At 71.8% G+C, this 25,660-nt stretch carries 29 protein-coding genes; 18 read left to right on the top strand and 11 right to left on the bottom strand.

Annotated features, from left to right (window positions below):
• Positions 1–120: 120 nt before the first annotated feature.
• Entirely contained in the window at positions 121–1,083 is a 963-nt protein-coding gene (locus KUA19_RS04700) for an EamA family transporter (RefSeq protein ID WP_217394861.1), read from the bottom strand.
• Positions 1,084–1,169: 86 nt separating this feature from the next.
• On the opposite strand from KUA19_RS04700, the gene KUA19_RS04695 reads away from it, so the two are divergent.
• Positions 1,170–1,712: a CGNR zinc finger domain-containing protein gene (locus KUA19_RS04695; RefSeq protein WP_217394860.1), complete on the top strand. Its 543-nt coding sequence runs from the start codon at positions 1,170–1,172 to the stop codon at positions 1,710–1,712.
• 97 nt (positions 1,713–1,809) lie between these two features.
• Positions 1,810–2,577 (top strand): sulfite exporter TauE/SafE family protein, encoded by a 768-nt coding sequence (locus tag KUA19_RS04690; protein WP_217394859.1) that lies wholly within the window; start codon positions 1,810–1,812, stop codon positions 2,575–2,577.
• Between the two features lie 46 nt (positions 2,578–2,623).
• On the opposite strand, the gene KUA19_RS04685 is transcribed toward KUA19_RS04690, so the two are convergent.
• Positions 2,624–3,085, bottom strand: coding sequence for an SRPBCC family protein (locus KUA19_RS04685; protein WP_217394858.1), 462 nt, complete (start codon positions 3,083–3,085; stop codon positions 2,624–2,626).
• A gap of 1 nt (position 3,086) precedes the next feature.
• Complete coding sequence (locus KUA19_RS04680; RefSeq protein ID WP_254548666.1) at positions 3,087–3,425, bottom strand: ArsR/SmtB family transcription factor; 339 nt, start codon at positions 3,423–3,425, stop codon at positions 3,087–3,089.
• Positions 3,426–3,542: 117 nt separating this feature from the next.
• Here KUA19_RS04680 and KUA19_RS04675 point away from each other — a divergent pair, with 117 nt between their 5' ends.
• Positions 3,543–4,295: an alpha/beta fold hydrolase gene (locus KUA19_RS04675; protein WP_217394857.1), complete on the top strand. Its 753-nt coding sequence runs from the start codon at positions 3,543–3,545 to the stop codon at positions 4,293–4,295.
• A gap of 75 nt (positions 4,296–4,370) precedes the next feature.
• On the top strand, positions 4,371–4,790 hold the full coding sequence (locus KUA19_RS04670; protein WP_217394856.1) for a GNAT family N-acetyltransferase: 420 nt from the start codon (positions 4,371–4,373) through the stop codon (positions 4,788–4,790).
• Between the two features lie 80 nt (positions 4,791–4,870).
• On the opposite strand, the gene KUA19_RS04665 is transcribed toward KUA19_RS04670, so the two are convergent.
• A complete protein-coding gene (locus KUA19_RS04665) occupies positions 4,871–5,272 on the bottom strand; it encodes a VOC family protein (RefSeq protein WP_217394855.1) in 402 nt (133 codons plus the stop codon).
• Positions 5,273–5,455: 183 nt separating this feature from the next.
• On the opposite strand from KUA19_RS04665, the gene KUA19_RS04660 reads away from it, so the two are divergent.
• The 6 genes from KUA19_RS04660 to KUA19_RS04635 all read left to right on the top strand — a co-directional run bounded on the left by KUA19_RS04660 (position 5,456) and on the right by KUA19_RS04635 (position 9,546).
• Positions 5,456–6,628 (top strand): endonuclease, encoded by a 1,173-nt coding sequence (locus KUA19_RS04660; protein ID WP_217394854.1) that lies wholly within the window; start codon positions 5,456–5,458, stop codon positions 6,626–6,628.
• A gap of 1 nt (position 6,629) precedes the next feature.
• Positions 6,630–7,103: a hypothetical protein gene (locus KUA19_RS04655; protein WP_217394853.1), complete on the top strand. Its 474-nt coding sequence runs from the start codon at positions 6,630–6,632 to the stop codon at positions 7,101–7,103.
• A 162-nt stretch (positions 7,104–7,265) separates the two neighbouring features.
• Complete coding sequence (locus tag KUA19_RS04650) at positions 7,266–8,267, top strand: Acg family FMN-binding oxidoreductase (protein ID WP_217394852.1); 1,002 nt, start codon at positions 7,266–7,268, stop codon at positions 8,265–8,267.
• A gap of 21 nt (positions 8,268–8,288) precedes the next feature.
• Positions 8,289–8,588 carry an ArsR/SmtB family transcription factor gene (locus KUA19_RS04645; RefSeq protein ID WP_217395333.1) on the top strand — a complete coding sequence of 100 codons (300 nt, stop codon included), beginning with the start codon at positions 8,289–8,291 and terminating at the stop codon, positions 8,586–8,588.
• Positions 8,585–8,968 carry a VOC family protein gene (locus tag KUA19_RS04640; protein WP_217394851.1) on the top strand — a complete coding sequence of 128 codons (384 nt, stop codon included), beginning with the start codon at positions 8,585–8,587 and terminating at the stop codon, positions 8,966–8,968. The genes KUA19_RS04645 and KUA19_RS04640 overlap by 4 nt, the downstream gene beginning before the upstream one ends.
• Before the next feature lie 53 nt (positions 8,969–9,021).
• On the top strand, positions 9,022–9,546 hold the full coding sequence (locus tag KUA19_RS04635; protein ID WP_217394850.1) for a GNAT family N-acetyltransferase: 525 nt from the start codon (positions 9,022–9,024) through the stop codon (positions 9,544–9,546).
• Positions 9,547–9,630: 84 nt separating this feature from the next.
• Here the strand turns inward: KUA19_RS04635 and KUA19_RS04630 are convergent, their stop codons facing one another.
• Positions 9,631–11,445 (bottom strand): proprotein convertase P-domain-containing protein, encoded by a 1,815-nt coding sequence (locus KUA19_RS04630; protein ID WP_308167332.1) that lies wholly within the window; start codon positions 11,443–11,445, stop codon positions 9,631–9,633.
• 173 nt (positions 11,446–11,618) lie between these two features.
• Between KUA19_RS04630 and KUA19_RS04625 the strand changes: the two genes are divergently transcribed.
• Positions 11,619–12,314, top strand: a complete 696-nt coding sequence (locus KUA19_RS04625; RefSeq protein ID WP_217394849.1) for a M23 family metallopeptidase — start codon at positions 11,619–11,621, stop codon at positions 12,312–12,314.
• Positions 12,315–12,387: 73 nt separating this feature from the next.
• Positions 12,388–12,984 carry a DUF3592 domain-containing protein gene (locus tag KUA19_RS04620; RefSeq protein WP_217394848.1) on the top strand — a complete coding sequence of 199 codons (597 nt, stop codon included), beginning with the start codon at positions 12,388–12,390 and terminating at the stop codon, positions 12,982–12,984.
• Between the two features lie 20 nt (positions 12,985–13,004).
• Here KUA19_RS04620 and KUA19_RS04615 read toward each other — a convergent pair whose 3' ends face one another.
• A complete protein-coding gene (locus KUA19_RS04615; protein WP_217394847.1) occupies positions 13,005–13,736 on the bottom strand; it encodes a carbon-nitrogen hydrolase family protein in 732 nt (243 codons plus the stop codon).
• Positions 13,737–13,871: 135 nt separating this feature from the next.
• On the opposite strand from KUA19_RS04615, the gene KUA19_RS04610 reads away from it, so the two are divergent.
• Positions 13,872–15,224: a M23 family metallopeptidase gene (locus tag KUA19_RS04610; RefSeq protein WP_254548664.1), complete on the top strand. Its 1,353-nt coding sequence runs from the start codon at positions 13,872–13,874 to the stop codon at positions 15,222–15,224.
• 197 nt (positions 15,225–15,421) lie between these two features.
• On the top strand, positions 15,422–16,429 hold the full coding sequence (locus KUA19_RS04605; protein WP_217394846.1) for a hypothetical protein: 1,008 nt from the start codon (positions 15,422–15,424) through the stop codon (positions 16,427–16,429).
• 59 nt (positions 16,430–16,488) lie between these two features.
• On the opposite strand, the gene KUA19_RS04600 is transcribed toward KUA19_RS04605, so the two are convergent.
• Together KUA19_RS04600 and KUA19_RS04595 are read right to left on the bottom strand one after the other, a co-directional pair.
• Complete coding sequence (locus tag KUA19_RS04600) at positions 16,489–17,985, bottom strand: IMP dehydrogenase (RefSeq protein ID WP_308167331.1); 1,497 nt, start codon at positions 17,983–17,985, stop codon at positions 16,489–16,491.
• Between the two features lie 271 nt (positions 17,986–18,256).
• Positions 18,257–19,282: a serine hydrolase gene (locus tag KUA19_RS04595; RefSeq protein ID WP_217394844.1), complete on the bottom strand. Its 1,026-nt coding sequence runs from the start codon at positions 19,280–19,282 to the stop codon at positions 18,257–18,259.
• A gap of 239 nt (positions 19,283–19,521) precedes the next feature.
• Between KUA19_RS04595 and lexA the strand changes: the two genes are divergently transcribed.
• The gene (gene lexA, locus KUA19_RS04590) at positions 19,522–20,181 is read left to right on the top strand and encodes a transcriptional repressor LexA (protein WP_372451765.1); all 660 of its coding nucleotides are present in this window, start codon (positions 19,522–19,524) and stop codon (positions 20,179–20,181) included.
• On the opposite strand, the gene KUA19_RS04585 is transcribed toward lexA, so the two are convergent.
• Both KUA19_RS04585 and KUA19_RS04580 read right to left on the bottom strand, forming a co-directional pair.
• Positions 20,162–21,127, bottom strand: a complete 966-nt coding sequence (locus KUA19_RS04585; protein ID WP_217394842.1) for a phosphotransferase enzyme family protein — start codon at positions 21,125–21,127, stop codon at positions 20,162–20,164. The two genes, lexA and KUA19_RS04585, sit on opposite strands and share 20 nt — an antisense overlap.
• A gap of 4 nt (positions 21,128–21,131) precedes the next feature.
• Positions 21,132–22,334, bottom strand: coding sequence for a cysteine desulfurase-like protein (locus KUA19_RS04580; RefSeq protein ID WP_217394841.1), 1,203 nt, complete (start codon positions 22,332–22,334; stop codon positions 21,132–21,134).
• Positions 22,335–22,568: 234 nt separating this feature from the next.
• Between KUA19_RS04580 and KUA19_RS04575 the strand changes: the two genes are divergently transcribed.
• Entirely contained in the window at positions 22,569–23,489 is a 921-nt protein-coding gene (locus tag KUA19_RS04575) for an arginase family protein (RefSeq protein ID WP_217394840.1), read from the top strand.
• A 170-nt stretch (positions 23,490–23,659) separates the two neighbouring features.
• Positions 23,660–24,283: a hypothetical protein gene (locus KUA19_RS04570; RefSeq protein ID WP_217394839.1), complete on the top strand. Its 624-nt coding sequence runs from the start codon at positions 23,660–23,662 to the stop codon at positions 24,281–24,283.
• 6 nt (positions 24,284–24,289) lie between these two features.
• On the opposite strand, the gene KUA19_RS04565 is transcribed toward KUA19_RS04570, so the two are convergent.
• Entirely contained in the window at positions 24,290–25,018 is a 729-nt protein-coding gene (locus KUA19_RS04565) for a dienelactone hydrolase family protein (protein ID WP_217394838.1), read from the bottom strand.
• 175 nt (positions 25,019–25,193) lie between these two features.
• Between KUA19_RS04565 and KUA19_RS04560 the strand changes: the two genes are divergently transcribed.
• The gene (locus KUA19_RS04560) at positions 25,194–25,640 is read left to right on the top strand and encodes a ribosomal maturation YjgA family protein (protein WP_217394837.1); all 447 of its coding nucleotides are present in this window, start codon (positions 25,194–25,196) and stop codon (positions 25,638–25,640) included.
• Positions 25,641–25,660: the final 20 nt, after the last annotated feature.

The raw sequence follows: 25,660 nt of genomic DNA, 5'->3' as shown, positions 1-25,660 counted from the left end.
AGCCCGCGCGCCGCATCACCCTCGGCACCGGAATGCGGTTTCGGAGAAACCGCGCGAATACTCGTCCGGATTGCCGCAGTCTTCCGGAAGACTGCGGCAATCCGGACGGGGCTCGGTGGGCTAGGCCCGCTGGCCCACGAGTTCGGGCTCGGCGGACGGGGCCTGCGCCGACTCGTGCCGCGCCTCGTCCAGCCGGACCAGCACGACGCCGACCAGGATCAGGACGCCGCCGAGCAGCTGCAGCCGGGTGGGCAGCTCGTCCAGCACCAGCCAGGCGATGAGAACGGCGAACAGCACCTCGGTCAGCCCGACGAACGAGGACATCCGGGCGCCGAGGATCCGCGCCGCCCCGATGCCGCACAGGTACGACACCACCGCGGCGACCAGCGACAGACCCAGTAGCGGCACCAGCCAGCTCACGCGGTGGCCCGCGAACTCGACGTCTCCGAAGGTGGCGTGCAGCGGCAGCAGGCCCGCCGCGCCGAGCGCCACCAGCATCACCGCGCCGAGGGCCATGCCACCGCTGGCCATGGCGACCGAGGGCAGTTGGCTGTCGACCCGGGCCGACAGCACGAAGTAGACCGCCAGACCGACTGCGGCGACCAGGCCCCACACCAGACCGACCAGCTCGAACCGGCCGCCGGTCAGATCGAGTATCAGCAGCAGCCCGATCACGGCGGCCACCGCTCCGGCGATGGTCAGCCGCCCCGGCCGCTGGCCGTGCGCGGCCCACATCCAGAACACGACCAGGATGATGCCCAGGTACTCCAGCAGCAGCGCCACGCCGACGGGCAGGTAGCGCACCGCGTTGAAGAAGCCGACCTGGGCGCCGCCGACGGCGAGCAGGCCGTACAGCGCGACGGGGCCGGCGCTGCGGCCGAGCACGTGCCAGCGCCCGCGCAGCGCGATGATCGTCGGCACGACCAGCACCAGGGCGGCGACGCCGATGCGGGCGGCCACGGCGGCGGTGGCGGACCAGCCCGCGTCCATCAGCGAGTGGGCGAAGGAGCCCGAGGTCGCGAAGGTGGCCGCCGAGATCACGGCCAGGCCGAGGCCGAGGCCGGTCGGACGTTGGGTATGCATGGTGAGACACCTCGATCCAGCCGCGCGTAATAACCAAAAGACGGCTATGCTGATGACAGTACGCCCGGTACATGATAGGAGTCAAGATGCTCTTTGCTCATGACACCGAGGAGGCGCTGATCGCGGCGGCGGCCCTGGTCAACACCGCCGCCGACCCTGAAGGGCTGCCCGACCTCGCCGCGCTGGACGCATTCCTGGCCGCCCACGGCTTCACCGGGTCGCGCACGCACACTGCCGCCGAGCTGCAGTCCGTGCGGCAGCTGCGTCCCCGGCTGCGCCGCGTCTGGGAGACCGACGAGGACGAGGCCGTGGACATCGTCAACGGCCTGCTCCGCGAGCACGAAGCACTCCCCCGGCTGGTCCGGCACGACAACTGGCCGTATCACCTGCACGCGACCCCGGCCAACGCGCCGCTGGCCGCCCGGCTGGCCGTCGAGGCCGCCATGGCCTTCGTCGACGTCATCCGCGGCGGCGAGAGGGGGCGGCTGCGCATCTGCGAGTTCCCCGGCTGCGGCAACGTGGTCGTGGACCTGTCGAAGAACCGGTCCAAGCGCTTCTGCGACGCCGGATGCGGCAACCGCGCCGCCGTCAGCGCGTACCGGGCCCGCAAGGCCGCGTCCCGGACGTGATCTTCTTCGCAGGGCGTCGGTCCCGGCCCGCAGCGGATCTATGCTGCGCCAGGTCGGGCCGCCGGGACCCGGCGGACGGAGAGGCGGGAAGCAGCGCATGGGCGTGACCCTCAACCTGGCCGAGGCGCTGACCGTCCTGGTCGCGGGCTTCGCCGCCGGGGCGATCAACGCGGTGGTCGGCTCCGGCACGCTGGTCACCTTCCCGGTGCTGCTCGCACTCGGCTACCCGCCCGTGGTCGCCAACGTCTCCAACACGGTCGGCCTGGTGCCCGGCTCGCTGTCCGGCGCGTACGCCTACCGCCACGGCCTGGCCGGGCACCGCCCGCTGCTGCTGCGCCTGGGCACCGCCAGCGTGCTCGGCGCGCTCACCGGCGGCATCCTGCTGCTCAAGCTGCCGCCCGGCGCGTTCAAGGCCATCGTGCCGGTGCTGATCGCGCTGGCCCTGGTGCTGGTCGTGGCCCAGCCGTGGCTGGCCCGGCGGCTGGCCACCCACCAGCACGACGACCGGCCCCAGGCGGGGCCGCTGCTGCTGCTCGGCATCTTCGGCGCGGGCGTGTACGGCGGCTACTTCGGCGCCGCCCAGGGGGTACTGCTGCTCGGCCTGCTCGGGGTGCTGCTCTCCACCGACCTGCAATGGGTCAACGGGATCAAGAACCTGCTCGCCGCCCTGGTCAACGGGGTCGCCGCGGCGCTGTTCATCGCGCTGGGCATGGTCGCCTGGGCGCCCGCGCTCCTGCTCGCCCTCGGCTCGGTCGTCGGCGGCCTGGTGGGCGGCCGCTGGGGTCGCCGCCTGCCCCCCGTCGCACTGCGCGCGACCATCGTCGTGATCGGCCTGGCCGCCCTGGTCAAACTACTGGCCTACTAGCGGACCCGGTCCCGCCGGTGTCCGACCGGCGGGACCTCGGCGTGGTTCACGCCATCGTCTTGAGGTAGTTCTCCAGCGCACGGTAGGAGTCGCGGGCGCCGTGCTCCATGCCGGAGGCCACCATGCCGTCGCGGTCCTCCCGGTTGGCGAAGGTCGAGGTGCCGGTCAGCACGGTCAGGCCGTCGCGGAACGCGAACTCCAGCCGCTCCACCGAGATGTGTCCCGGCAGGCCCTCCCACTCGAACGTCTGCACGATGAGCTCCATCGGCACGATCTCCCGCACCTCGCCGCGGAACGCCCACTCCTGCCCGTCCGGGCCGTGCTCGACGAAGCGCCACTTGCCGCCGGGCCGGAAGTCGAGCTCCGCGTCGCACTCGTGGCCGCGCGCCCACCAGTGCTTGAGGTGCTCGGCCTTGGTGTGCGCCTCCCACACCAGCTCCAGCGGCGCGTCGAAGGAGCGCGTCAGCACGATCTCCAGGTCACCCTGCACCTTGACGTCCAGGTCCATCTCAGTCCTCCTGTGTCGGCGAACCCTTGCCCAGGGTCCGCAGGTAGTCGTCCAAACGGTCGTAACGCGCTTCCCAGAAGCGGCGGTACTGGTCGGCCCAGTCCACGACCGCGCGCAGCGGAGCTGCTTCCAGGCGGCAGGGGCGCCACTGGGCGTCCTTGCCGCGGGTGATCAGCCCGGCCTGCTCCAGCACCTTGAGGTGCTTGGAGACCGCCTGCAGGCTGATCGGGAACGGCTCGGCGAGCTGGTTGACAGTCGCCTCCCCCTCGGCCAGCCGGGCCAGGATGGCCCGTCGGGTGGGGTCGGCCAGCGCCGCGAAGATCACGCTGAGCTGGTCCAAGCCCGTCCTCCTTATTCAACCATTCGGTTGTTTAACCAACAAGTTGAGTATGCACCTCACGGTCCTCCCCCGCAACCGGGACAGCGAAACGATCACCGATCCGGCAAGCTCTGCGACATGGCCGCGCGGTATGTCGACCTCAACGGCGTGCACACCTGGTACGACCAGCGCGGCGCCGGTGAGCCGGTGGTCCTGCTGCACGGCGCGCTGATCGACTCGCGCTGCTTCGATGGCAACCTCGCCACCCTGGCCGACCGGTTCGCCCTGTACCTGCCCGAGCGACGCGGCCACGGGCATACCGCCGACCCCGGCGGTCCGATCAGCGCGCATCTGATGGCCGAGGACACCGTGGCGTTCCTCGACGCGGTCACCGGGCCGGTCCGCCTGGTCGGCTACAGCGCGGGTGCGGTGGTGGCGCTGCTGGTGGCGCTCGCCCGGCCCGACCTGGTCGAGCGACTGGTGCTGATCAGCGGCGCGTACCACCGCGACGGCTGGTTGCTGCCCCCGGCCCGGCCCGCCGACATCCCGCGGGTCATCTACGACGCCCACGGCGAGGTCTCCCCCGATGGCGCCGAACACCTGGCCGTCGTCGTCGACAAGATCGCCGCCACCGCCGACGAACTGGCCCTGACCGAGGCCGAACTCAAGGCCGTGCGCTGCCGCGCGCTCGTCCTGGTCGGCGACGACGACGCGGTATCGCCCCAGCACACGCTCTCGCTCTATCACGCCTTGCCGCAGGCGCAGCTGGCTGTGCTCCCGAACGCCTCGCACACGCTGCTGCTGGAGCAGCCCGACCTGTGCACGCGCCTGGTCGCCGACTTCCTCACCGGCGAGCCCGCCCCGACGCTGATGCCGGTCCGCCGCGGCTGAACCTCGCGGCTGTCGTCATCCGACGAGAGCCGACCGGTTCCGCCCGCGCCGACCGACCTTTGCGAAGATCACCGCATGGGACTCATGCTGCGTACCGCCGATCACGCCGATGTCGCCGCGGTGCTGACGTTCTGGCTGCTCGCCGCCGAGGGCACCGACCGCCACGACGCCGCCCCGGCCGTGACCCGCCTGATCGACCGTGATCCGGACGCGCTGCTGCTGGCCGTCGACGGCGACGAGATCGTCGGCTCGCTGATCGCGGGCTGGGACGGGTGGCGCTGCCACCTGTACCGCTTCGCGGTGCACCCCGAGCGCCGCCGTCAGGGCATCGGCAAGGCCCTGCTCGACGCGGCCGAGCGCCGTTTCGTGACGCTGGGCGGCGTCCGCGCCGACGCGATGGTGCTCGACGCCAACGAGCTCGCCCTGCCCGCCTGGAGCGCGGCGGGCTACCGGTTGGAGCCGCAGTTCTCCCGCTGGACCAAGCCGCTGGTCTGACCCCGGACGCCGACGACTACGGGCGCGCCGCTCTACCACTTCGGGAGGCGACCGACTGTCGGTCCACAAGCGATACCGGCTCAGCGCACCGGTTGACCGATGCCGATGAGGTTGCCCTCGCTGTCACGCAGCCACGCCGCGCGCTCGCCCCGGCCGACGTGCGGATAGTTGCCCTCGACCGCGGCGATGCCGTCGACGGTACGCAGGCCGGGCAGGTCGACCCGCTCGAACTCCACGCCGCGGGCGCGCAGCTCCGCCACCACCGCCTCGATGTCGTCGACCTCGAACGCGATCTGGGTGTGCGTGCCCGACGGCACGCCCGCGGACTGGAACAGCGCGAAGCGGCCCGCCGCGCACTCGTAGAGCAGGCCGCCCGGCCGCTGGGCGACCGGCTCCAGGCCGAGCTTGTCGGCGTAGAAGGCGCGGGCGCGCGCCAGGTCTTGGCAGGGCAGCCGGGTGGAGACACGGGCAGTGTCGAGCATATTGCGATTCTTACATTTCCACGCCGCCACCACCTGCGATGACTCCGAGAATTCACTCGAGCGCACGCGGCTCGCATTGACCGAGGTCACCGTCCTGGATGGACGGCGGCGCCCGCCGATCGGCTCGCACGGCGGCGTTACACCTCTTCTGCCACCCGTCGCCACCGCATAGCATCTCGTGCCATGAGGCCCCCCACTCTCACCCCCGCGCGACTCGGAGCGATCCTCGTTGTCGCCGTTGCCGTCGTCACCGCCGTCATCCCGGTGTCGGCGTCGGCCGCTCCCCCGCTGACCGTCGCCGCCGCCCTGGCCGCGCAGGACGGTCGCGTCGCGACGGTCGCCGGATACGTCGTCGGGCAGCCGACGGCCACCAACACGGTGATCAGGTCGAACTTCACCGGCGACACCGCCATCGCGATCGCCGACACGGCCGCCGAGACCGGCACCGCGAATATGCTGTACGTCCAGGTCACCACGGCATGGCGCGGCTCGTTCGGGCTGCAGACCAACCCGGGCCTGATGGGCCGCTCGGTGACCGTGACCGGGACGCTGACGCCGTACTTCACGCCACACGGGGGGCTCAAGGGCCCGAGCGCGATGAGCCTCACCGGCACCGCGCCCTCCCCCACCGCGACGCCCGGACCGACGCCCTCGACGGGGCCGTACGACACCACCTACTACCGCACCGCGATCGGCAAGTCCGGGACCGCGCTGCGCACCGCGCTGCACGCCATCATCAAGGTGCAGACCAAGCTGACGTACGCCCAGGTGTGGGACGGGCTGCGCGCCACCGACCAGGACCCGAACAACGCCAACAACGTCATCCTGATCTACAGCGGCCGCTCGCAGAGCAAGACCGCCAACGGCGACGGCGTGGACGACTGGAACCGCGAGCACGTCTGGGCCAAGTCGCACGGCGACTTCGGCACCGCCACCGGCCCCGGCACCGACCTGCACCACCTGCGCCCCGAGGACGCCTCCGTCAACGCCGACCGCGGCAACAAGGACTTCGACCTGGGCGGGTCGGCGGCCAACCAGGCGCCGGGCAACTACACCGACGCCGACTCGTGGGAGCCGCGCAACGCGGTAAAGGGCGACGTGGCGCGCATGCTGATGTACATGGCCATCCGGTACGAGGGCGACGACGGCTTCGCCAACCTGGAGCTGAACAACACCGTCGGCAACGGGTCGGCGCCCTACTTCGGCAAGCTGTCGCTGCTGCTGCAGTGGAACCTGCAGGACCCGCCGGACGCCTTCGAGAAGCGCCGCAACCAGGTCATCTACGACAGCTGGCAGGGCAACCGCAACCCGTTCATCGACCACCCCGAGTGGGCCACGGCGATCTGGGGCAGCTGAGGTGAGCCGGGTCGCGGTCACCGGCCACCGGGACCTGACCCCCGAGGTGGCGCGGTACGTCGCGGAGACGCTGCGTGCCGCGCTGCCGACGTACTCGCCGGTGGTGGGGTTGACCTGCCTGGCCGACGGCGCGGACCAGCTGTTCGCGCGGGTGGTGCACGAGCTCGGCGGGGTCGTCGAGGCGGTCGTCCCGGCCGCGGACTACCGCGAGCACGTGCCGCCACCCGCGCTGGCCGCCTATGACGAGCTGCTGGCCGGTGCCGTCGTGGTGCACCGGCTGGCCGCCACCGCCTCCGACGACGAGGCCTACCGGCTGGCCAGCGAGTTCATGGTGCGCGGTGCCGACCTGCTCGTCGCGGTCTGGGACGGGCAGGCCGCGCGCGGCCATGGCGGCACGGCCGACGTGGTGGCGTACGCCCGGGAAGTGGGCGTGCCGGTGACCGTCGTCTGGCCGCCCGGCGTGCGACGCGCCTGAGCTGCCCTGTCGCGCCTGCGACCGCACCGCGTCCGGCGCGATCTCCGTTGAGTCAGTGGCACGGCGCCGGTTCGGGACGAAGGTCCCGGGCCGGCAGCACCTTCGCCTCCGGTGCCGGAGGCGGACGGTGGCGTGCACTGGAGGCGACTCAAGGGAGACCCGATGACGACGTCCGACGACGCGCACCACCGCGCCCCCGCCGCCGCGTACGCCGCGGCGGCCGAGGCGGCCGGACGCGCCCCGTCCATCCACAACACCCAGCCGTGGCACTGGCAGGTGCACCCCGATCGCCTGGACCTGTTCGCCGACACGTCCCGCAGCCTGCCCGGCACCGACCCCGACCAGCGGATGCTGCTGGTCAGCTGCGGTGCCGCGCTGCACCACGCGCAGGTTGCGCTGCACGCCCAGGGGTACCAGGTCGCCGTACGCCCGCTGCCCGACCCGGACCGTCCCGAGCACCTGGCGACGTTGACGGTCGACGGCGACACCCCGGTCACCGCCGACGCGGTCCGCCTGGCGCAGGCGATCCAGCTGCGCCACACCGACCGGCGGCCCAACGTCGACATCCCGGTCACCGGCGAGCAGCTCGAGGAGCTGCGCCGCGTCGCGGGCGCGGTCGGCGTCGACCTGCACCGGCTGACCGCCGACCAGGCCACCGAGCTGGCCGTGGCCGTGTCCCACGCCGAGGACGCCGCCGCCACCGAGCCGTCGTGGCAGGCCGAGACGGCCCAATGGACCGGCCCTGACCGACCCGCGGGCACCGGCCTGCCGCCCGAGGTCATCCCGGACAAGCGACCCGAGACCGACGTCGGCGAGCGCGACTTCGGCACCCAGGGCACCCTGGAGGTCGGCGGCGGCCACGACAGGGCCTCGACATACGTGGTGCTGTTCGGTGCCGAGGACGACCGGGCCGCCTGGCTGCGCGCGGGTCAGGCCCTGTCGGCGGTATGGCTGCACGCCACGCTGCTGGGGTTGGCGGTGCTGCCGTACAGCCAGGTCATCGAGATCGACGCGACGCGGGCGATGATGCGCCGGATCCTGTCCCACCTCGGCCACGCGTACGTGGTGCTGCGCCTGGGCGTCGCCGACCCGGACCACCCACTGCCCGGCCACACCCCGCGGTTGTCCTTCGACGAGACCACCACCGTCGACCCCGCGAGTTGATAGGCAAGCAATTACTTGCCTATAGTGGCTGACGTGGGTGACGTCTTCAAGGCACTGGCCGACCCGACGCGCAGGAGGATCCTCGACGAGCTCACCGAGCGCGACGGCCAGACCCTGTTCGAGCTGTGCGCCCGCCTGACCATGAAGCACCAGCTCACCTCGTCACGGCAGGCGATCTCGCAGCACCTCGACCTGCTGGAGGCCGCCGGGCTGGTGGAGGTCCGTCGCCAGGGCCGCTACAAGTTCCACCACCTGAACACGCAACCGCTCGAGCAGATCCTCACCCGCTGGATCCGCCCCACCGCGCAGGAGAACCCGTGAAGATCCACCTCACCAGCATCCTGGTCGACGACCAGGCCAAGGCGCTGGCCTTCTACACCGACGTGCTCGGCTTCGTGAAGAAGAACGACATCCCGATGGGCGAGCACAGTTGGCTCACCGTGGTGTCGCCCGACGACACCGACGGTGTCGAACTGGTGCTGGAGCCCGACGCCCACCCGGCGGCCAAGCCGTTCAAGGCGGCGCTGGTCGACGACGGCATCCCGTTCACCTCGTTCGCCGTCGAGAACGTGCACACCGAGTACGAGCGACTGACCAAGCTCGGCGTCGTGTTCACCCAGCCGCCCACCGAGATGGGCCCGGTCACCACCGCCGTCTTCGACGACACCTGCGGCAATCTGATCCAGATCGCACACATGTAGGCGACCGACCCCGGTCCCGGCACCCGCCACCGCGACCGGGGTACGGTGGCCCGATGATGATCACCAGGATCGCGTCGCTCGACGACGCCGAAGAGCTGGCCGAGCTGGCACACGCCAGTCGGGACTTCCTCGCCCCGTGGGAGCCGATCCGCGACGAGAGCTTCTACACCGCCGCCGCGCAGCGGTCCTTCCTGGAGCACAACCTCGACGCGTACGCCCGGGGCGCCATGGTGCCGCTGATCATCACCGACGGGGACCGGATCGCCGGGCGGATCAACATCAACGACATCGTCCGGGGCGCGGCCCAGTTCGCCCACATCGGGTACTTCCTCGGGCAGCAGTACACCGGCAGGGGTCTGGCCAGCCGGGCGCTGGGCGAGGCGATCGCGCACGCCTTCACCGTGCTCGACCTGCACCGCCTCCAGGCCGGGACGCTGCTGCACAACACCCCGTCGCAGCGGGTGCTGGCCCGCCACGGGTTCGAGCCGTTCGGCGTCGCGCCCCGGTACCTGCGGATCGCCGGGCGGTGGCAGGACCACGTCCTGTTCCACCTGTTCAACCCCGCCCAGTCGGACTGACCCGCCGCCGGCGACGGCCGGGCACCGATTCCATACGTGGGGGTACACGCCACAGGTTGTGCGCACAACCTGTGGCGTGTGCGGTCACAGGGTCACTGACCAGCCGCTGACGTTGCCGAAGTTCCACGACCTGGTGTCGGTGACCCGCAGCTTCCAGGTCCCCGCCGCCGGTGCCGACACCCCCGTGGCCGTGTAGGTGCCGCCGCTGTAGTTGGTGCAGGCGCCGGTCGAGGCGGACTTGAGCAGGTAGACCGTGCCGTTCGGGGCGACCAGTTCCAGGCGCAGGTCCTGGCCGCAGAAGTGCGACGCGGTCACCGTCACCGCCACCGACGAGGCGGCCGAGCCGCTCGCGGTCGAGGTCACCGGGCTGTCCACGGTGCCCGGATCGGGGATGAACACCGTCGTCGTGCTGCTGAACGTCCGGGTGCCGCCGCCCCCGGTCTGGGTCGTCGCGGTGACGGCGCCGCTCGCCGCCGACGTGTTGCCCGCCGCGTCGCGCGCCCGCACCGTGAACGTGTACGCCGTCCCCGAGGCCAGCCCGGTCACCGTCGCGGTCGTCCCGCTCACCGACGTGGCCAGCGTTCCGCCCTGGTACACGTCGTACCCGGTGACGCCGACGTTGTCGGTCGCGGCGTCCCAGGCCAGCGACACGCTGGAGCTGGTGGTGCCGGTGGCGCGCAGGTTGCCCGGCACCGTGGGCGCGGTCGTGTCACCGCCGCCGCCACCGCCGGTGACCAGGGTCAGGTTCCACTTGGCCAGTGCCTCGTTGACCGGCTGGAACCACGCCTCCTGCTGCCCGCAGCTGTCGGAGTAGCCGCCCTCGTGCAGGCCGACCGCCTTGGCGTCGGACACGGTCACCCAGGCGCCGCCGGAGTCCCCCGACTGACCGCAGGTGCTGGCGTAGGTCAACCCGCCGACGCTGAACGAGCCGTAGTTGACGGTCTGGTTGACCTTGGTGACCGAGCCGCACTTCCACTTGCTGGTCGTGCCCGAGTGGCACACCGCCGTCCCGACCACGGCGTCCTTGGACCCGGTGATCGTGACGTCGGCGGCGACGCCGTTCGCGGTGACGACCGGCGACAGCGTCCAGCCCGCCTGGTCGACGTCGATCAGCCCGAAGTCGCCCTCCATCGCGTTGACGGTGTGGTTTCCGCCGACGTTGGAGGTGCCGATCCGGGTCCCGTCCTTGCCGTACGCGGCCTGGTTGACGTCGTTGGTGCAGTGCCCGGCGCTCAGGAAGTGACGACTGCCGCCGCTGCCGGTGACCGCGAAGCCGATGGTGCACGGGCCCTCGGTGCCGGGCACCCACTTGTCACCACCGCGCACGTCCCCGCCGTGCTGCACCGGCGCCTGCGACACCTGCCGCACCCGCACCATCTCGCCGAGCGCCCGGACGCGGTCGACCGCACGACCTGCCGCCGCGTCGAGGCGGCTGCCGTCGACGGTCACCACGACGCGATCGGCCGCGGCGTCGACGCCCCAGCCGGTCACGGCGGCGGGCACACCCAGCGCGGCGATCCGGTCGGCGACCCGGGCCAGGCGGGCGGTGCCGAACCGCACCACCAACGCGGTCGCCCCCGCGGCGCGTACCCGGTCGGCGGTGGCGGCGTCGGTGACCGCGACCGTGAGCGAACCGGCGGTCGGGTCGAACCAGGCCTGACCCGGCCGCAGCGCCAGTGGGCCGCGCAGCCGGTCCAGGGCCTGCTCGGCGCGCTGCTCGGCGGCGACCCGGGCCAGCGCGCCGGCCCGGGTCAGGCCGAAGTCGCGCTGCATGGCGGCCAGCAGCGGCGGATCGGCCGCGCCACCGGACGGGCTCGCCGCGGCGGGGGGCGCCGCGGCCAGGGCGCACATCAACGCGACGGCGGCGATCGCCGCTCGGCGCGGGACACGAGCGTCCACTGTCCACACTCCTTCTGAGGGATTCCAGGAATGCGGGTCAGCCTAGGAACTGACTCATGTCGGTCGATAGAGGGAAAACCCTTGCGTTGCGGCCCGTATGCAGCGACGACCCGCCCGTGCGAGCGGCCGCTACGGTGAAGGGCCGCCCGGCCGACAGCGAGGAGGACAGTCCGATGCCCGTTCGGCGTCTGGGCGTGGCCGCCCTCGTGCTCGCCCTGGCCACCGGATGCACCGCGCCACCACCGGACCCGACCAGCCCGAACCTGCCCGCCCAGGCGCCCCGTCCGGCCGCCGAGACGACCCGACCGGCCGTCGCGGTAGGCAGCCCGGTCGACGGCCGGTGGGGCCGCGCGGGCGAGCCAGGCTCAACCCCCGTGGGCGGGCACCATCGGCTGGGCAAGGCACAGCCGATGAATCAGTGGGCCGCGGACCTGCGCGTGGACGCCGGTACGCCGGTCGTCTTCCGCGTCACCGCCGACTCCGGCCGCGTCACCGCCGAGATCACCCAGATCGTGGACGGCGACGCCTGCCGGGCCGGGGGCGGCGGCGACTTCGTCACCGTCGGGCTCTACTACGAGAAGACCCTGCTGGGCCGAGTCACCTACGCCCACCTGCGGCGCGACCGGAAACTACGGATCGGCGCCGTGGTCGCCCCCGGTGCGGTCCTGGGCACGGTTGCCGACCTGGGCGGCGCCGACACGGGTGGGCCGAACTGCTGGACGGGGCCGCACGTACATCTCGAACTGCGGTCCGAGACGCATGCTGCCTGCTGGCGTGACCGCACACCCGGTGCCAGGCTGCGCGAGGGCGACACCGTCGGCTACGTCAGTGGCTCGCTCGGGTCAACTGCTGCCCGCTGCCGCCAGTAGCAGCGTGAGCGCCGCCGGGCACCGCCCATATGACATTGACGCGCCGGTTGCGGCGGCATAGAAACATGTGGCTATGACTGTCGACGACGACCGCCGATACGGCGAGATCCCCAAGCCGCCGAGCCGCGCCCGCCGCATCGGCTGCGTCGTCGTCGCGCTGCTGCTGTCGGTGTGCCTCTGCGGCGGGCTGGCGACGGCGCTGCTCAACGCGCGCGACGACGGCAGCCGGGAGGTCGGGCCGGTGGCGCTCAGCGCGGGCGGCATCGTGGCCGTCGCGCTGCTGACCTGGGGGTCGTACGCGCTGGCCCGCACCTATTGGCAGGACTGGCGGCTGCGGATCAGCGGCGAGGTCGTCCTGGCCGTGATCGAGGAGACCTATCCCGAGTACGACAGCGAAGCCGGTTACTCCTGGCGGGCCCGGGTGTCCGGACGCACCAACTCGGGACACGCCTTCAACCGGAAGGTGTACCTCGGCTTCCAGGAGCCGCAGGTGGGCAGCCGCGTCGAGGTCCGCTATCACCCGGCCAACCAGCGCATCACCGCGGTCGACCGCGGTTTCGGCGCGATCGTGACCGCTTTCATCGGCCACGTCCTGGTCCTGGGCCTGCTCGTCCTGATGCTCTACTGCCTGGGCGCGGTTGGCTACGGCCTGTATCGCCTGTGGACCTGACGTCATGGCTCAGTCTCAGGTCAGCGCACGACCGCAGTGACCATACCCGAAACACCGAACGGGACCTGGGCAAGGACGCGGGCGTCCGGAGCCATCACGCAGGTGGGGCCCCACCCGACACGCGACTCGTCACGTTCGCCACAGACGTCGGCGGAGACCAGCCACATGTGTGTCTCGCGGACGCGGTCGGCGCGGATCTCGTTGTGCCGGTGCTTCCACTCCAGTGCGGCGGGCCGCCGCATCATGTTCTGCGCCGGTACGAGTAGCAGCCGCGCCCCCTGCCCCGCCACCGCGGCCGCCGCCTCCGGAAACCGGGTGTCGTAGCAGATGTTGATCCCGAACCGGACCCCATTGCACACGAACGTCGGATACTCCTGCCCGGCGGTGAAGTACGTCTCGCCCTCGGTCAGGTGCGTCTTGCGGTACACCCCCGCCAACCGCCCGCCCGTCACCACGGCCTGCGACACGTAGAGGTCGGTGTCGTCGGCCTCGATCAGCCCGAACACCAGCGTCTGCCGAATGGGGCGCAGCCGCCGCAGCACCGCCGCGAACGCCTCCGAGTCCAGGCTCATCGCGCACCGGTTGAGGTGGTCCGGCTCGACCAGGTAGCCCTGCAGGAAGCCTTCCGGAAACAGCAAGAGGTCGAGGTCGCGGGCCTGCTCGGCGGCGGCGAAGCCTTCCAGGCAGGTCAACGCCGCGTCGATGTCACCGATCAGCTCCGGCGTCTGGCACGCCCCGACGCGTAGGGACACGGCGCGATCCTAGCCCGATCAGGGCGGACAGCACACGATCGTGTACGGATTGTCGAACATGTCGATATTGGAATTGCTGGCTACCATGGATCCTCCGTGGCCGCAGTAGCGGCATCCCTCTCGGAAGGCTCCCTTTTGCACACAAGATTCGTCCGCGTCCTCGGTGGCGCCTGCGCGGTAACCCTCGCCGCCGCGGGCACCTGGATGGCCACCTCCATCGGTGCCGAGGCGTCGACCCCTCGGCCGCTGTTCGCGCTGCCGTTCCCCTGCGGCGAGTCGTGGCAGTTGTCGACCTACAGCGGGCACGACGACTACGACATCGACTTCACCTTCGACGGTCCGGGCGGCAGCCTCGGGCGCCCGATCCTGTCCTCCGCCCCCGGCACGGTCGTCTTCGCGGGCTGGGGCGACGGTGGCGGCTGGCACGTGCGCGTCGACCACGGCGGCGGCTGGGAGACGATGTACCTGCACATGGTCGAGTCGCCGATGGTGACCAAGGGCCAGGTCGTGACGGTCGGACAGCAGCTCGGCAAGGTCGGCACCACCGGCCACTCCAGCGGCCCGCACCTGCACTACGAGCAGCTGCTCGACGGGGTGAAGACGGAGGCCTGGTTCGACGGGGTCGCCTCGGGCATCACCTCGGATGGCAGCGCGGCCACCGGTCCGCTGCACGTCGCCGGGCCGACCTCCCCCGACCAGCACCTGACCAGCGCCAACTGTGGCACGGGCGGTCACCCGGTGCGGGAGCTGCGCAGCGACAAGGGCTGGCACGCCCGGCCGGTCGGCGCGGCCGCGCCGGTCACCGGCACCGCGCTGGCGGCGATCGAGTCCGGCGGCGACACGGTCCTCTACACCGTCGCCGACGGCAAGGTGTACGAGTCCAGCCGTTCCGGTGGTTGGCTGCCGGCGTACACCGGGCTCACCGGGCTCGCGGGCTCCGCACTGGCGGCCCTGGACGTCGACGGCGTCCGCCGCGTGTACGTCGTCGTCGACGGCGCCGTATACGAGGCGCGCAGCGACAACGGCTGGCGTCCGGTGCCGACCGGCGTCTTCGGCGTCAGCCCGACGACCCTGTCGGCGGTGTACGTCGACGGCTCGCCGGTGCTCTACACCGTCGTGAACGGATCGGTGCACCAGGCGACCGGCGGTGCCGGTGGCTGGACCGACGTGGACCTGCGCATCCCGGCCAGCGCCGTCGCCACGGTCCGTGCCGGAGCCACGACGGTGCTCTACAGCACGGACCACGGCAACGTCTACGTGGCCGAAAGCGGCTCGGGCTGGGTCAACCGGTACACCGGCATCTCCGGCGCCGCCGACACCCTGGCCGCGGTCGACCTCGGCGGCTTCCAGCACGTGTACACCATCATCGGCGGCCGCGTGCACGTCGCCGGTGAACGCGGCTCCATGCTGCCGGTCGACACGGGCGTGCCCGCCACGGCGATCAGCGCGGTGACCATCGCCGGACGTGCCGCCGTCTTCGCCAGCTGACCCCGCTCACTGGTGCCGCAGTTTTCGGGGAAAGTGCACGAATCAGCGCCAAGATTCCAGCACTTTCCCTGAAACTGCACCTGCGACAGCCAGTCCACATCCGATATCAATCTGATCTTCGTTATTCAGTCATACCGCGGGGGGCCGCGAGCACCTAGCATTCCCATCGGTCAATCCCTACCGACCTGGGAGCGCACATGCTCGACACCCTCGCCTCCGTCCGCAGGACCGTCGTGGCGGCCACCCTCGCCGCCGCGCTGGTCACCGGCGGGCTGCTCGCGCCCACCCCGGCGAGCGCCGCCGTCACCCCGGCACAGCTCGCCCTGCGCTGGGCGCCGATCCACTACCAGGACGTGGACGCCACCGGCGACCACGCGCTGGGCGGCAAGTCCGACTACCTCACGAAGGTCGACTTCGACGGCGACCTGACCGGGCGCAACAACTGGGACAACGCCGGCGCCGCGAACGCCAACTTCGCCGCGTACGCCTACTACTCGGTGGTGGAGACCGGCACCCACTGGTACCTCACCTACCTGTTCTTCCACCCGCGTGACTGGGTGGACCACCCGTTCTTCGAGACCGAGCACGAGAACGACGGCGAGGGTGTGCTGCTGGCCGTCGAGAAGGACGGTTCTACCTACGGGGTGCTGCGCTCGGCGGTCACCGTGGCGCACACGGACTTCTTCTCGTACGCCCCGAGCGGGAGCAACTGGACCAGCGGCAACGAGAGCATCGACGGCACGCTGCAGCTGGCCGCCTCGCCGCACGACTCGTTCCAGCACCCGGTCACCGCGCAGGAGGCCAAGGGCCACGGCCTGAAGGCGTACCCGCAGTACAACATCAACGGTGACGGGCTGGTGTACTACCCGTCCACCGTGGCCGAGGTGCCCAGCAGCGGCAACGACCGCGACGTGCAGTACGAGCTGATCGACATCTTCGCGTCGGGCGGCCTGTGGGCCCAGCGCAACAACAGCACCCTGTTCGCGAGCTACGGCACGTTCGCCGGGGACACCACCGGCGGCTGCGGCTCGGGCACGTTCGGGTGCAGCACCAACTCGGCCAACGCCCCGTGGGGCTGGGACGACGGCAACGACGTGCCGGGCCGGGGCGAGCTGGCCACCAACCCGGCGAAGCTGTCGGCGGAGTACTTCACCATCCCCGGCACCTTCTCGCGCACCTACACCAGCAACGGATACGCGGGCTGAGCAACGCGAAACGGCCGGGCGCGTGGTCCACGCGCCCGGCCGTTCACTGTCCTACCAGGTCAGATGCTGGTGCCCGCGGTCTCGCGGACGGTCACGTTGGCGTGGCTCTCCTGGAAGCTCTGCTCGGACACGAGCGTGAGCCGAGCCGTGGACTGGAACTCGGCCAGCGAGATCGAGCCGCACGACACCATGGTCGACTTGATCTTCGCGGTGGTGACGGCGAGCCCCTCGTGCAGGTCGCCCGCGTACGGCACGAAGCCGTCCACGCCCTCCTCGAAGACCAGGCCCTTGCCACCCTGGCCGTAGCGCTGCCAGTTGCGGGCCCGGTGCGACCCCTCGCCCCAGTACTCCTTGACGAAGCCCTCGCGGGTCGGGATCTTGGCACCCGGGGCCTGATCGAAGCGGGCGAAGTAGCGGCCCATCATGACGAAGTCGGCGCCCATCGCCAGCGCCAGCGACACGTGGTAGTCGTGCACCAGGCCGCCGTCGGAGCAGACCGGCACGTACTCGCCGGTGCGGGCCAGGAAGGCGTCGCGCGCGGCGGCCACGTCGAGCACCGCGCTGGCCTGACCGCGGCCGATGCCCTTCTGGTCGCGAGTGATGCAGATCGAGCCGCCGCCGACGCCGACCTTGATGAAGTCGGCCCCGGCCTCGGCCAGGAAGGTGAACGCGTCGCCGTCGACGACGTTGCCGCCACCGGTGGGCACGTCCGGGTAGTTCTTCTTCACCCAGGTCAGCGCCTCGGCCTGCCAGTCGCTGTAACCGTCGGAGGAGTCGAAGCACAGCGCGTCGACGCCCGCCTCCAGCAGCACCGGGACCCGCTCGCGGAAGTCGTGGGTGTTGATGCCCGCGCCGACGCGCAGCCGCTTGCCGCCGTCGACGAGCTGGTTGGGGTAGCGCTTGTTGTCGGCGTAGTCGGAGCGGAAGACCAGGTACTGCAGGTTGCCCGCGCCGTCGAGGATCGGCAGGCAGTCCAGGCGCTCCTCCCACAGCCGCAGGTTCGCCTCCGACAGTGTGACCTCGGCCCCCGCGTGCGGCAGGTCGGCGATGCTGATCATCCGGCCGCTGACCGGCCCGTCGAGGTTGTGCCGCTGCGGGTGGAAGTCGCGGGAGGTGACCAGGCCGAGCAGGCGGCCGCAGGCGGTCCCATCCTCGGTCACGGCGGCGGTGGAGTGGCCGGTGCGCTGCATCACCTCGAGCAGGTGCCGCAGCGTGTCGTCAGGCCGCACGTTCGTGTCGCTCGTCACGAACCCGGCCTTGAAGTTCTTCACCCGGCGGACCGCGGCCGCCTGGTCGTCGATCGCCTGGTTGTGGTGCAGGAAGCTGAGACCGCCCTCCCGCGCCAGCGCGATGGCCAGCTCCGGCGAGCTGACCGCCTGCATGATCGCCGAGGTGAACGGGATGCGCAGCTCGATCGGCGACACCGTGCCCTCACGGTGCCGCGCCAGCGGAGCACGCAGGTCGACGTTGCCGGGGGCGCAGTCGGTCCTCGTCCGATTCGGCAGCAGCAGGTATTCGTTGAACGTTCGCGACACCTCGCTGAGAACCTGGGCCACGCCACGCCTTCCGCCATGTCGACGGCCTCCGGCCGCCGAGCCGTGATTACCCCATGTGAAAGCACCACAGTCGCGCCTGATCAGGCGCCAACCCGGGTTCATCCCAGGCTACCGGATGACCCGATCCAGCCACACATGACGGACCTGCCCTGACGGCTCCCAGCCGGTCATAGCATCGACAATCGCCCGAAAGGCGACATCGGTAGTGGCGACCGTCACTCGCGGTCACCGGTGGCGCCCGCCCAGCCGACACCGGGCGGGCGCCCGACCGTCAGCCGCCGTTCACCTCACGGAACGGCGTCAGGTCGATCGTCGGTTGCGCCGAACGGGCCGCCAGGCCCGCCACCGGCGTCGGGATGGAGTCGAACAGCTGCCGTCCGAGGACGGCGTGGGCCTCGACCGCCCGGTGGGTGGCGCCGTAGTTGTCCAGGTCACCGAGCGAGTCGGCGAAGAAGGCGAAGGTGAGCGCGGGCGCCCCCGAGCTGTCGAACATGATGCCCACCTCGTGGCGGCCCGCCCCGAGCGTGTTGAAGTCCGCGCCGTACTTGATCGCGACCCGGCTGCGTTCGTTGGACGACATGTTGCGCCGGGTGCCGTCGTGGTAGCCGTTGACCCAGCGCATGATGCCGAGCAGGAAGTCGCACGACTTCTGGGACAGCAGGGTCTTGTCGGCCAGGCGCCACAGCAGGTCGTGCACCTCGGCCGGGGTGGTCTTGCCGAGGAAGAAGCGGTTGGGGTTGGCCACCGGGATCACCCGGGTGTTGACGAAGCCCTTCGCCGCCAGGATCTCGTTGATCTCCAACGCGGGGGCGACCCGGCCGCACATGCGCACCGCGGTGTTGTCCGAGACCAGCAGCATCGCGGTGAGGAAGTTGGCGATGGTGAGGTCGTCGCCCCACACGGTCTGCAGGTGGTAGATGCCACTGCCGCCGAGGATGAGCTCGGCGGGCAGGTCGAGCTTCTGGCCCAGCTGGAGCAGCCCGCGGTCGACCTTGTCCAGGACGGCCACGGCCACCGCGATCTTCTGGACGCTGTACGCGTCGACGATGGCGTCCTGGTCGTCGGCGATGACGGTCTCCAGCACCCCGTCGGCGTTGCGCAGGGCGACGTGCGAGTGCCATACGCCGCCCGCCTTGGTCTTCTGGCGCTGGTAGACGCGGCGCAGGTGGGCGGGGCCGGTGCCCCGTGCCTGGTCGTCGGCGGTTTCGGCCGACGCCGGTGCGGCCGCGGTCACGGCGGCGGCGACACCGAGGCCGAGACCGCCGAGGGCGGCCCGGCGAGAAAGGTTGGTGGACAAGGGGTTCCCCGTTCGTCGCGAAGGGACAGTTTCCCGATCCTAAGATCGCCAACCAAATGCCCACGCGCCCGCGGCGCGCGCAAGATCACGCAAGTTGCCAGGCAACCGGGGGAAAGAGTGCCCAAGATACGCACAGTTGCCGGGCAACTTGCGCGATCTTGGTTCACCGAGACCGGGACGGGGACCGGGGCGGAGCGGGTCCGGGTGTCGGGGTGAGGGTGGGAAGAGGGTCGGGTAGGGTGCATTCGGTGCAGAGTAGGATTTTGGTGGACGGGACGGACATCAGCCTGCGGCAGCAGCGCATTCTCGCCGTCATCCAGGAGTGGATCGGCAAGCGCGGCTACCCGCCGACGCTGCGCGAGATCGGCCGCGCCGTCGGCCTGAGCGCCACCTCGTCGGTATCGCACCAGCTCGGCGAGCTCGAACGCAAGGGCCTGCTGCAGCGCGACCGCGGCCGTCCCCGCGCCATGACCGTGTGCGTCCCGGTCGACGAATCCGGTGTCCCGCAGGCGCCCGCCGAACCGCCGGTGAAGGTACCGCTGCTGGGCACGATCGCGGCCGGCGGCCCGATCCTGGCCGAGGAGCACCTCGAGGAGGAACTGACCCTCTCCCGCGACCTGGTCGGCTACGGCACCCTCTTCTCGCTGCGCGTCCGCGGCGACTCGATGATCGAGGCCGCGATCTGCGACGGCGACATGGTCGTGGTACGCCAGCAGCCGACCGCCCACAGCGGCGAGATCGTCGCCGCGATGATCGACGGCGAGGCGACGGTCAAGGTGTGGCGGGTCACCCGGGGCCACGTGGAACTGGTGCCGCGCAACGCCGCGTACGAGCCGATCCCCGGCGACGACGCCGTGGTCCTCGGCAAGGTCGTCGCGGTCATCCGCCGACTGCGATAGTGAGCACCCGCCCCAGCTGGGCCGGGGTCGGCAGCAGGTGCAGGGTCTCGTCGATCTCTCGTTCGGCCCAGGCCCGGTGGCGCGGCTCGGCCAGCGGGTCCAGCGCCACCCCGGTCTGCTTGAGCAGGAAGTTCAGGTGACCCGCGAGCAGCATGGAGAAGTCGGCCGGTGCGGTGATCCGGCCGGGACCGCCCTCGGCGACGTACGCCCGGTAGAGCGCGCGCATGGCGTCGAGATCGGGGCTGCCGTCGCAGTACCAGTCGAACATGGTGCGGGCCAGCTCCCGGGACGGGTCGGCCGGGCCGAGGTTGTCCCAGTCGACGACCACCAGGGCCCCGTCCGGGTCGGCCAGGAGGTTCTCCGGGTGCAGGTCGCGGTGGCACAGCACCAGCGCGGCGGGATCGGCCGGACCCACCGCCGCGCACAGTTCGGGCAGCTCGCGCAGCCGCTCGGCGAGCCGTGCGGCCCACGGCGCGGCCGAGGTCACCGCGGTGTGCCAGCGGTGCGCGGCGGGCACCTGGTCGTACCAGGGGTCGGGTAGGCCGCCGTCCAGCTCGCGGGTCAGCGCCGGGGCGTCGCGGTGCAGCCGCGCGAGCAGCCCACCCAGATCGGCCGGTGTCGCGTCGACGGCGGGACTCAGGTCGATCCAGTCGTAGAGTCGCAGGTGGACACCGTTGCGGGCCGCCACGAGATACCGACCGTCGCGGTCGGGGTGACTGCGCGGCACGCGTACGCCCGCCGCCGTCGCGTTCGCCGTGAACGCCAGCTCGCCCGCGATCACGGCGGGTGACGGCCCCTGGCCGAAGATCTCCTTCAGCGCGTACCGGTCGGAGCCGACGCGCACCTGCCAGATCTGGCCCAGCGCCCCGCGCGGACCCGCCGACACCTCGACCGGGCCGACCCAGCCGAACGTGTCACGCAGCTGGTCGACCAGCTCGGCGACCACGGGTTCAGGCCGCCGAGCGCAGCGCGTCCAGCAGCACGTCGACGTCCTCGGCGGTGGTGTAGTGGTAGATGCTGGCGCGCACCGCGCCGCCGGAGTCGCGCAGGCCCACCGTCGTGAAGTACTCCCAGGCGTAGTAGTCGCCCGCGAACGCGCAGATCCCCGCCTCGCCCAGCAGCGCCGACGTCGCCGCCGGATGCTGGTCGCGCAGGCGGAACGACACCGTCGGGCAGCGGTCCTCCGGGGCCGGGCACAGGCGGACGCCGTCGATCCCGGCCAGCCCGTCGACGAGCTTGGCGAAGAGTCCCGCCTCGTAGTCACGTACCGCCGAAAGCGAGGTCAGCAGGCGCTCACGGCGCGTGCCGGTGGCGGTGGAATCGAGTCCGGCCAGGTGGTCCACGGCCGCGGTGACCCCGGCGAGGGAGGCGAAGCTCGGCGTGCCGAACTCGAACCGCTCCGGCACCGCGTCGCTGGAGGGCAGCAGCTTCGCCGGGCGCAGGCCCGCCAGCAGCGCCGGGTCGGCGACACAGGCCGCCACGTGCGGGCCGGACCACTTGTACGCGCTGGTCACGTAGAAGTCGGCGCCCAGCGCCGCGACGTCGGTCGGCTGGTGCGGGGTGGCGTGCACGCCGTCGACGTACACCAGCGCACCGGCGGCGTGGGCCAGCGCGGCGATCGCGGGCACGTCGGGGCGGGTGCCGATGGCGTTGCTGGCGGCGGTGACCGCGACCAGGCGGGTGCGCTCGTTGACCAGGTCGGCGTACTGGCCGGTGGGCAGCTCGCCGGTGGCCGGGTCGAAGTCGGCCCAGCGGACCGTCACGCCCGCCTCGGCGGCGACCTGCACCCACGGGCGCACGTTGGAGTCGTGGTCGAGCCGGGACACGACGACCTCGTCGCCGGGCTGCCAGGTCGCGGCCAGCGTACGGGCCATCAGGTAGGTCAGCGAGGTGGCGCTGTTACCGAAGATCACGCCGGCGGGGTCGCCGCCGACCAGGTCGGCCACGGCGACCCGGGCCGTGTTGAGAATGCCGATGGCCCGGCGGCCGGGCTCGAACGCGTCACTGCGGTTGGCGACGGCACTGGTGTAGACGCCGTGGGCGGCGCGGGCCACCGGCTCGGCGACCAGCGAACCGGCGGCGGCGTCGAAGTGGCGGAACCCCTCGGCCAGCGCCGGGTAGGCGGCGCGGACGGTCTCGATGTCGAACCCCATGGCCGCCACCCTAGCGACCAGCCCATACACCCCGGAAGCCGCACCGTCACCCTGCCCCGCCCGCCCACCGCCACGGGCCGGCGCGCCTGCCCGCGCGGCGACGCCGCGGTTTCGGGGAAAGTGCGGGAATCCGGAGCGTCATTGCCGCACTTTCCCCGAAACCGCAGCCAGTCGGTCCGCCGGTCCCCGGCGTGGCTGCTCCTGGCGGGGCGGGGCGCCCACCACGATGGGCAGATGCTGCGGGATCTGGTCGTCATCGGGGCGCCGACGAGCGCGGGCAGCTATGCGCCCGGCCAGGAGGCGGCGGTACGCGTACTGCGTGAACTGGGTCTGCTCGACCGGCTGCGGACGACCGGCCGCCGCGTCCGTGACGGCGGCGACGGGCCGCTGCAGATCTGGTCGCCGGACCGGGACGAGCCGCGGGCGCAGAACCTGTCGGCGGTGGTCGAGTCCGTCACCGCCGTCACCGACCACGTCGCCGCGGCCCTACGCGACGGCGCCGACGTGCTGGTCGTCGGCGGCAACTGCACCATCGCCCTCGGCGTGATGAACGCCCTCACCGCGTACGACCCCGACGCCGGGCTCCTCTACCTCGACCGGCACTTCGACCTCAACACCCCGCGGAGCAGCACCGACGGCGCGCTGGACTGGATGGGCACCGCCCACGCGCTGGACCTGCCCGACACCGCCGAGCAGCTGGTGTCCGCCCTGGCCCGACGCCCACTGCTACGCCCGGACCGGCTCCGATACCTCGGCGTCGAACTCGCGGCGGCCACGGACTGGGAACGGGACCAGGCGGCGCGGCTTGGCCTGCGGTGGAGCTCGCACACGGCGCTCGCCGAGGATCCGGCCGGGCAGACGGGTCAGGCACTGGCCGAGCTGCCGCCGGGACCGCTCGCGGTGCACGTCGACGTCGACGTGCTCGACTTCACCGACGCCCCACTGGCGGAGAGCACCGGCGGCCGCAACAGCGGCCCGTCCCTGGACAGCCTGGGCATCGCGCTCGCCGCGGCCTGCGGTGATCCCCGGTTCCGAGCGTTGTCCATCGCGGAACTCAACCCGGCCCGCGCCGCCGGTTGCCCCGAAGTCCTGCACCGGTTCGTCGAGACGATCGCGCACGCCCTGCGCGGTGCGGACCGGCCAGCCGAGTCTTGACTCGTCGACCCGAGCGTGGCGGCGGGGCGCCTGGGCGGGCGGCACTCCGTCCGGCGTCGCACCCGCACCGGGTACGCCGACGCCAGGGGTTTCACCCAGCGGGTCCTCCGGGGGTGTTCAGGGTCCGACCCGGATGCGGCTGGAGGCGTACGGCGGCCAGGCTGTCAGCCGTGGCACGCAGGAGTGGACAGTGGGGGCGGCAGTCGCTGGTATGGCTGCACGCGGTGACCTCGATCGGCTGGATGAGCCTGGCGCTGGCGCTGTGCGTACTGCTGATCAGCGGTCCCGGTGGGTACGACTCCGCCCGGGTGCTGGACAAGCAGCTGCTGGCGCACCTGGGCACCTCGGCGGCGTTCACCGGGCTGATGCTGTCGGGGCTGACCGCGTGGGGGTATCTGCGCCACTGGTGGGTGCTGGTCAAGTTCGTGATCACGCTGTCCCAGCTCGTAATCGGCGCGTTCGTGCTGAGCCCGCGCCTGGACGCGCTGGTCGGCGGCGACGCCGGGGTGCAGATCGCGTCCTCGGCGCTCATGGTCACGGCGATCGCGTTCCAGGCCTGGCTCTCGGTGACCAAGCCGTGGCGGCACACCCCCTGGACCGACCCCCGCTGGCGCGCCCCGTCCCTGCCGAACTGGCTCTACTGGGCCGCGATCGCCGTGCCGGTACTGGACTTCGTGGTGTGGAAGGCCCTCTTCGGCTCCCCCGCCCCGCTGCTGTCCCTGCTGGTGGTCCTGTTCTTCCCGTGGTACCGCCGGTCCCGGACCCGCGCCGCGGCGCGGCTGGCGACGGCCTGAGCCGCACTACCGCAGGAACGCGGTGATCCGGTTCCACGCGTCGGCCGCAGCCTCGGCGTGCCCCTGCCTGCCGAAGTGGTCCCACTCGATGAAGCCATGCGGCTGGCCCGGGAAGACCACGATCTCGTGCGGTATGTTCGCGCCGGTCAGGTCTCGACCGAGGGCCTGGTGGACCTCCTCGGGCACCTCGGTGTCGGCACCCCCGAACAGGCCCAGCACCGGCACCCGGATCCCGGACCCGAAGTCCTCGGGCAGCGCCGCCGACACACCCATTTTCCCCACGTAGGGACAGATACCGATCACACCGGCCAGACCGAGGTCGGCGGTGCCCGCGTACAGCGCGTTGGCGCCGCCGATGCAGAACCCGGCCGCGTAGACCGGGCCGGCACCGATACCGCGCAGATAGGCGATGGCCGCCGCCAGGTCCGCCAGCACCAGTTCGCGGTCGAAGGAATCTTTGGTGCTCGGGTCGTACTCCTCGCCACGGGCCGCGGGCCCCAGCGTCCGGCCGTAGTAGTCGATCACCAGGACGTCGGCCCCGGTGCGGGCGAACCGGCGGGCCAGGTCGCGAAACGGGGACCGCATGCCGCCGACGTCGGGCAGGAGCACCAGCCGCGCGCCGGTGGGCTGGTCCGCGCGGGCCAGGTAGGCACCGAACCGGGAGCCGTCGGCCGAGACCAGTTCGAGCACGGGGTCGCTGTCGGCAGGGGCGTGGGCGTCACCGTCGAGACACATGCGTCGACCGTATCGACGCGGTCAACCGGATTGCCCGGCGAGCGTCAACGCACCCACGCCATCCAACGCCCCACCCACCCGCCACAGGTAAGGAAGGGCACCTTCTTATCGGAATACGCGGTAGAAGGTGCCCTTCCAAACGCGCCCGGCGCGGGAGGGCCGCTAGCATGCCCAGATGCTCTCGAACCCCCGGCTGATCCGTGTGCTGGCCGCAGTCTCGGCGGTCCTGTTCCTGGCCGTGGCGCTGGCGATCCGGGCGCTGTGGGACGGACCGGTCGAGCAGTTTTCCGGCACCGCGCTGTACGCGTCGATGGTCTTCGCCGGGGTCTACCTGCTGTGGCCCCGGGTCCGACCGCCGGTGGCGGGGGCGGTCGCGATCGCGTTCTGCTGGGTCGTGGAGTGTTCCCAGCTCACCGGCGTTCCGGCGTACCTGTCGGAGCGCAGCCTGCTCGCCCGCCTGGTGCTCGGGGTCCAGTTCGACCCGGTCGACCTGCTCTGGTACCCCGTCGGCGTGATCCCCCTGGCCGCCCTCCTCTGGCTGCTGACCGCCCGTCGCCCCGCCCCCGCCCCCGCCCCCGCCTCCCCGAGCGCGGGGGCGGGGGCTGGGGCCGGGCAGCGTTAAGAAGGCGCCCTTAACCGTCG

Source organism: Catellatospora tritici, from assembly GCF_019083965.1.
GTDB lineage: Bacteria > Actinomycetota > Actinomycetes > Mycobacteriales > Micromonosporaceae > Catellatospora > Catellatospora tritici.
Note: the sequence above shows the minus strand (reverse complement) of the source record. Positions and strands in the feature narration are given on the sequence as shown.

Bases quoted from the DNA above. Each gene is read 5' to 3' on its own strand.
- KUA19_RS04700 (WP_217394861.1), bottom strand. From the start codon at position 1,083: ATGCATACCCAACGTCCGACCGGCCTCGGCCTCGGCCTGGCCGTGATC.
- KUA19_RS04695 (WP_217394860.1), top strand. From the start codon at position 1,170: ATGCTCTTTGCTCATGACACCGAGGAGGCGCTGATCGCGGCGGCGGCC.
- KUA19_RS04690 (WP_217394859.1), top strand. From the start codon at position 1,810: ATGGGCGTGACCCTCAACCTGGCCGAGGCGCTGACCGTCCTGGTCGCG.
- KUA19_RS04685 (WP_217394858.1), bottom strand. From the start codon at position 3,085: ATGGACCTGGACGTCAAGGTGCAGGGTGACCTGGAGATCGTGCTGACG.
- KUA19_RS04675 (WP_217394857.1), top strand. From the start codon at position 3,543: ATGGCCGCGCGGTATGTCGACCTCAACGGCGTGCACACCTGGTACGAC.
- KUA19_RS04670 (WP_217394856.1), top strand. From the start codon at position 4,371: ATGGGACTCATGCTGCGTACCGCCGATCACGCCGATGTCGCCGCGGTG.
- KUA19_RS04665 (WP_217394855.1), bottom strand. From the start codon at position 5,272: ATGCTCGACACTGCCCGTGTCTCCACCCGGCTGCCCTGCCAAGACCTG.
- KUA19_RS04660 (WP_217394854.1), top strand. From the start codon at position 5,456: ATGAGGCCCCCCACTCTCACCCCCGCGCGACTCGGAGCGATCCTCGTT.
- KUA19_RS04650 (WP_217394852.1), top strand. From the start codon at position 7,266: ATGACGACGTCCGACGACGCGCACCACCGCGCCCCCGCCGCCGCGTAC.
- KUA19_RS04635 (WP_217394850.1), top strand. From the start codon at position 9,022: ATGATGATCACCAGGATCGCGTCGCTCGACGACGCCGAAGAGCTGGCC.
- KUA19_RS04625 (WP_217394849.1), top strand. From the start codon at position 11,619: ATGCCCGTTCGGCGTCTGGGCGTGGCCGCCCTCGTGCTCGCCCTGGCC.
- KUA19_RS04620 (WP_217394848.1), top strand. From the start codon at position 12,388: ATGACTGTCGACGACGACCGCCGATACGGCGAGATCCCCAAGCCGCCG.
- KUA19_RS04605 (WP_217394846.1), top strand. From the start codon at position 15,422: ATGCTCGACACCCTCGCCTCCGTCCGCAGGACCGTCGTGGCGGCCACC.
- KUA19_RS04580 (WP_217394841.1), bottom strand. From the start codon at position 22,334: ATGGGGTTCGACATCGAGACCGTCCGCGCCGCCTACCCGGCGCTGGCC.
- KUA19_RS04575 (WP_217394840.1), top strand. From the start codon at position 22,569: ATGCTGCGGGATCTGGTCGTCATCGGGGCGCCGACGAGCGCGGGCAGC.
- KUA19_RS04565 (WP_217394838.1), bottom strand. From the start codon at position 25,018: ATGTGTCTCGACGGTGACGCCCACGCCCCTGCCGACAGCGACCCCGTG.
- KUA19_RS04560 (WP_217394837.1), top strand. From the start codon at position 25,194: ATGCTCTCGAACCCCCGGCTGATCCGTGTGCTGGCCGCAGTCTCGGCG.